Genomic DNA, 4,326 nt, shown 5'->3' on the forward strand with positions numbered 1-4,326 from the left:
GCTTCGTGGTGTGCACGGAGCTGGCGATCGTGCTGTGGCGCCAGGGCTGGACGGTGCCGGGCTGGCTGCTCGCCGCCTGGGCCCTGGCCGCTGTGGTGGACGTGGTGGTCGTCCAGCTGCGGCGGCGGGCGCGGCGCCGCGAGGACGGCGGCCGGCGGCATTCCCTCTTCGAGTAGCCCGCGTCTTGCCCCTTTTCGCCCGGTACGCCAGGTAGCGTCGCCTTCTGTGCGCGCCTCACCGGCGCGGCGCCGAAGGGAGTTCCATGGCCCGCCTCCGTTTCGCCGCGGTCGCCCTGCTGATCCTGCCGCTGCTGCCGATGGCCTCGTCCGCCTCGGCCGCGCCGCCGGGACCCGCCGCCCCGGTGCTGCCGCCGGCCTCCGACGTCCGGGAGCTCACCCGTAAGCATCTCGACGTCTCCGGGCTGCCGATGCGCCGCCGGGTCGCCGAGAGCCGGGCACCGGTGGCCGCCGGGCCCACGCCGGCGGTCGGCACCGTCCGCGAGTGGCTGGCCCTGGACGACGTCAAGGGCAGCCTCTACCGCAAGGACTACACCCTGCGGGCGGTCGGGGCGCACATCGAGGTGTGGGTGGCCGAGGACGTCGCCTTCCCGGCCGGGGACTGCCGCACCGCCGCCTCCATCGAGGTGACCGATGGGCAGGTCAACGCCCTGGTCCGGGAGTTCGAGGAGACGATCTACCCGCGCGAGACGGCGGCGTTCAGCGTCCCCCGCGAGCGGGACGGCACCAAGGCGATGCTGGCCGGCAAGGACTACACCGGGGCCGGGGACAAGACCGTCACGCTGGTCGACAACGTACGCGACGACAACTACTACGAGTTCCCGGACGTGCCGACCTACATCGCCGGGTTCTTCTCCGCGCAGATCAACGAGCTGGTCGACCGCAACGTCATGACGATCGACGCGTACGACTGGCGGCACCGCTCCGGCGCGACCCCGCCCGACGAGCCGACCGGCGACCTGTGCACCAGTCGCCCCGCCCGGCCCCGGACGTACGAGGGCACGTTCGCCCACGAGTGGCAGCACCTGTTGCAGTCGTACGCGGACCCGTTCGAGGACGTCTGGGTCAACGAGGGCCTGTCCGACTACGCGCAGACGCTGGTGGGCTACGTCGACGGCAACGCCACCGTGTACCACCCGGGCTACGACAGCCACCTGTCGTGCTTCCAGGGCTTCGGGCTGGTGCGCACCCGCTACAACACCAATCCGCGCGACTGCGGCGGGGCGCAGAACTCGCTGAACCGGTGGAACGAGGGCGCGCCCGCTGAGGTGCTCGCCGACTACGGCATCGCGTACCAGTTCATGCTCTACCTGCGCGACCGCTTCGGCCCGGCGGTGCTGGAACGGCTGCACCGCGACCGCGAGCACCAGGGTATGGCCGGGGTGGCCGCGGCACTGGGGCCCGGGGTCAAGCTGTCCGCGGTGCTGCACGACTTCCAGACGATGAACCTGGTCGACAAGATCGTCGGGGACACCGCCGACGGTGTGATGGCCGGTGCGCCGAAGAGCAAGGTGACCTCGCCGAGCGTGCGCGCGACCGTCAACCTGGCCAACCCGGCGTCCTTCGACTACCCGGGCGCCGCGCCGAACGGCGCTGATTACGTACGGCTGCGCGCCGCGTCCGGCAAGTTCCTGCGCGGGGCGGACCTGACCTCGGTGACCTTCAAGGGCGCGAAGACACTGCCGCCCAAGTCGCTGCAGTGGACGGTGCAGAACGGCGCGCTGTTCTCCGGCAACGCCAGCAGCCTCGACGTCGCCGCGGTCATCCCCGTCCAGGTGCCGGCCACCGATCCGACACTGCGGCTGAAGGCCAGGTACACCACGGAACTGGGCTACGACTACGGCTACGTGACCGTGTCCACCGACGGCGGGAAGACGTACCGGGCCGTCGCCGGGGACCACACCGTCGACGCGCCGTTCGGGCCGGCGCTCAGCGGGAAGTCCGGCGTCTTCGAGCCGCAGATCTACGACCTGAAGGCGTACGCCGGCAAGCGCGTCCTGCTCGGCTTCCGCTACGTCAGCGACGCCTCGGTCAACGAGGGCGGCTGGCTCATCGACGACGTGACCGTGGGCGCGGTGACGGTCAGCGACGGCAGCACGCTGACCGGCTGGCGCTCACCCACCCAGATCGTCCCGGCCACCGTGCACGGCTGGCACGTGAAGCTGGTCGGGCTGGACGAGAAGCGCCGGCGGGCCCGGCAGGTCAGCGTGGCCGCCTACGCCGCCCTGCGCGACTACCCCAAGGTCGTCGCGATCGTGGCCTTCGACGAGCCGACCGAGCAGGTCGACCAGTACGCGCGCTACACCCTGACCGCCAACGGCGTCGTTCAGCCCGGCGGTGGCAGCACCCCGTAGATCAGCGCCGTCGAGCCCGAGCCGGCCTTGTTGATCTGCCCGCCGCACAGCACGTACGCGCCGATGGCGGGCAGGGCGGCGAGGTTGGCGAGGATCTCCAGGCTGATCCGGTGCCGCTGGTAGACCAGCAGGGACACGGCGTACGTGGTGTCGATGCCCAGGTCGGGGCTGAACGTGTCGGTGCCGGTGCCGCCCCGGTGCCCCAGCCGGCCGGTGTCGACCAGCCACTGCACCGCCTCGAGGCTGAAACCGGGCTGGTGCATGACCCCGTCGGCGTCGACGTTGAAGAACGCGTCGGTGCCCCAGCGCGACTCCCAGCCGGTCCAGAGGATCACCATGGACTCCTCCGGGATCCGGCCGTGCCGCCGCTCCCAGGCCTTGAGGTCCTTGACCGACAGAGCGAAGTCGGCGTCGCGGGCGCACTGCCGCCGTACGTCGATCTTGACCGCGGGCCGGAAGAGGTCGGCCGGTTCGAGGTCGTCGGCCAGGGCTGCCCCCGCGTTGAAGTGCCCGGGCGCACCCCAGTGCGTGCCGGTGTGCTCGCCCTCGCGGACGAACTGCAGGTAGAAGCCGTCCCGCTCGATGGTGGCGATGGTCTCCAGCTCGAAGGCCGGATCGCCGGGGTAGACATTGGTGGTCGCCGGATCGTTGACGTGGGAGAGGCTGATCAGGTCGAGGGCGAGCCCCCGCCGGCCCCCGGCCGCGGCCGGCCCGCCGATCAACGCCCCCGCCAATCCGGCTCCCGCCGCACCCATCATCGCCCGTCGTCGCATGTGCACCCCGTCCCGGTCATCCTGCCCGATCAAGACACGCGGTTCTTGCTATCGCGGCGCCACGGTCGGTGTCAACGCAGGTGCGCTGGGCAATCAAGGAGCCATGAGAAGTTGGCGTGTGGCGACGGCGGACGAGGTACGCACACGGGTACGCCGGGCAGTGGGTGAGCCGGACGGGCGGCCGCCGGTTCTCGCCGTGGACGGGCGGGGTTCCAGCGGGAAGTCGACCTTCGCGGGGCGGTTGGCGCAGCTGTGGGACGGTGCCGCCGTGGTGCACACCGACGACATCGCCTGGCGGCATGCGGTGCTGGACTGGACGACCTTGCTGACCGAGGGCGTGCTGGCTCCCGTACGGGCGGGTGAGGCAGTCTCGTACCGGCCGCCGCAGTGGGACGTGGGCGGCCGGCCGGGGGCCGTCGAGGTGCCGGCCGACTGCACGCTGCTGATCGTCGAGGGCGTCGGCGCGGGCCGCCGGGAGCTGACCCCGCTGCTGGACGCGGTGGTGTGGGTGGACGCCGAGAACCACGACGTCGACCGGCGCAACGCCGAACGCGTCGCCGCGGGCGAGACCACCCCGGCCGACTTCGCCGCGTGGATGGCCGAGGAGGACCCCTTCATCGAGGCCGAGCGCACCTGGGAACGGGCCGCATTTGTCATCGCGGGATGGCCCGCACTGCCGCACGATCCCGCCGCCGAATTCATAATCTGCAGCTGAGGACGGCCATTCGGTCAGGCGACGCGAACTGTTCGGTTATCGGGCTCCGCGATATCCGCAAACTTACGATCATGGCAACGTCAACGACCGGGGGTTGCCATGGAATCGACGGGCGCGAAGCAGCGGAACGACCGGAGCCGGGAATGGTCCGTACCCCGGCAGGAACGGCGGGCCGGAAACGCGGGCAAGTGGCTGCCCGGCGCCGGGGCCGCACCGGAGCCGCGGGTTTCAATCAATAGAGCACCAGGCCAGCGCGGCGCCGAGCGGGGCCGGCCGGGGATGCCGGCGATCATCGCGGCGGTCGAGGAAATGCGCGAGGACCGGCCGCGGATCGACGTCGGCGGGCTTTATCAGCAATTCCGCTGCCGGGGCGGCCGATGGGCGCTGGTCACCCGCGAGGATGTGCGGGTGGCGCTCGCCGGAATCGAATGCGCGGCCCGCCGGGAATTCGCGGCACCGCGTCCGGC

General features: G+C 71.5%; 4 protein-coding genes. 3 read left to right on the forward strand and 1 reads right to left on the reverse strand.

The window, feature by feature from the left end; translation table 11 throughout:
* Positions 1 to 262: 262 nt before the first annotated feature.
* On the forward strand, positions 263 to 2,371 hold the full coding sequence (locus AB0C29_RS23140; RefSeq protein WP_360823514.1) for a peptidase M6 immune inhibitor A: 2,109 nt from the start codon (positions 263 to 265) through the stop codon (positions 2,369 to 2,371).
* On the opposite strand, the gene AB0C29_RS23145 is transcribed toward AB0C29_RS23140, so the two are convergent.
* Positions 2,344 to 3,144 (reverse strand): cyclase family protein, encoded by an 801-nt coding sequence (locus AB0C29_RS23145; RefSeq protein ID WP_360823516.1) that lies wholly within the window; start codon positions 3,142 to 3,144, stop codon positions 2,344 to 2,346. The genes AB0C29_RS23140 and AB0C29_RS23145 overlap by 28 nt on opposite strands.
* A 103-nt stretch (positions 3,145 to 3,247) precedes the next feature.
* On the opposite strand from AB0C29_RS23145, the gene AB0C29_RS23150 reads away from it, so the two are divergent.
* Both AB0C29_RS23150 and AB0C29_RS23155 read left to right on the forward strand, forming a co-directional pair.
* Positions 3,248 to 3,859 carry a hypothetical protein gene (locus AB0C29_RS23150; RefSeq protein WP_360823519.1) on the forward strand — a complete coding sequence of 204 codons (612 nt, stop codon included), beginning with the start codon at positions 3,248 to 3,250 and terminating at the stop codon, positions 3,857 to 3,859.
* A 279-nt stretch (positions 3,860 to 4,138) separates the two neighbouring features.
* Positions 4,139 to 4,326, forward strand: a 188-nt coding sequence (locus AB0C29_RS23155; RefSeq protein WP_360823521.1) for a hypothetical protein, incomplete at its 3' end; no start/stop codon positions are given.

The organism is Actinoplanes sp. NPDC048791 (assembly GCF_040650095.1).
GTDB lineage: Bacteria > Actinomycetota > Actinomycetes > Mycobacteriales > Micromonosporaceae > Actinoplanes.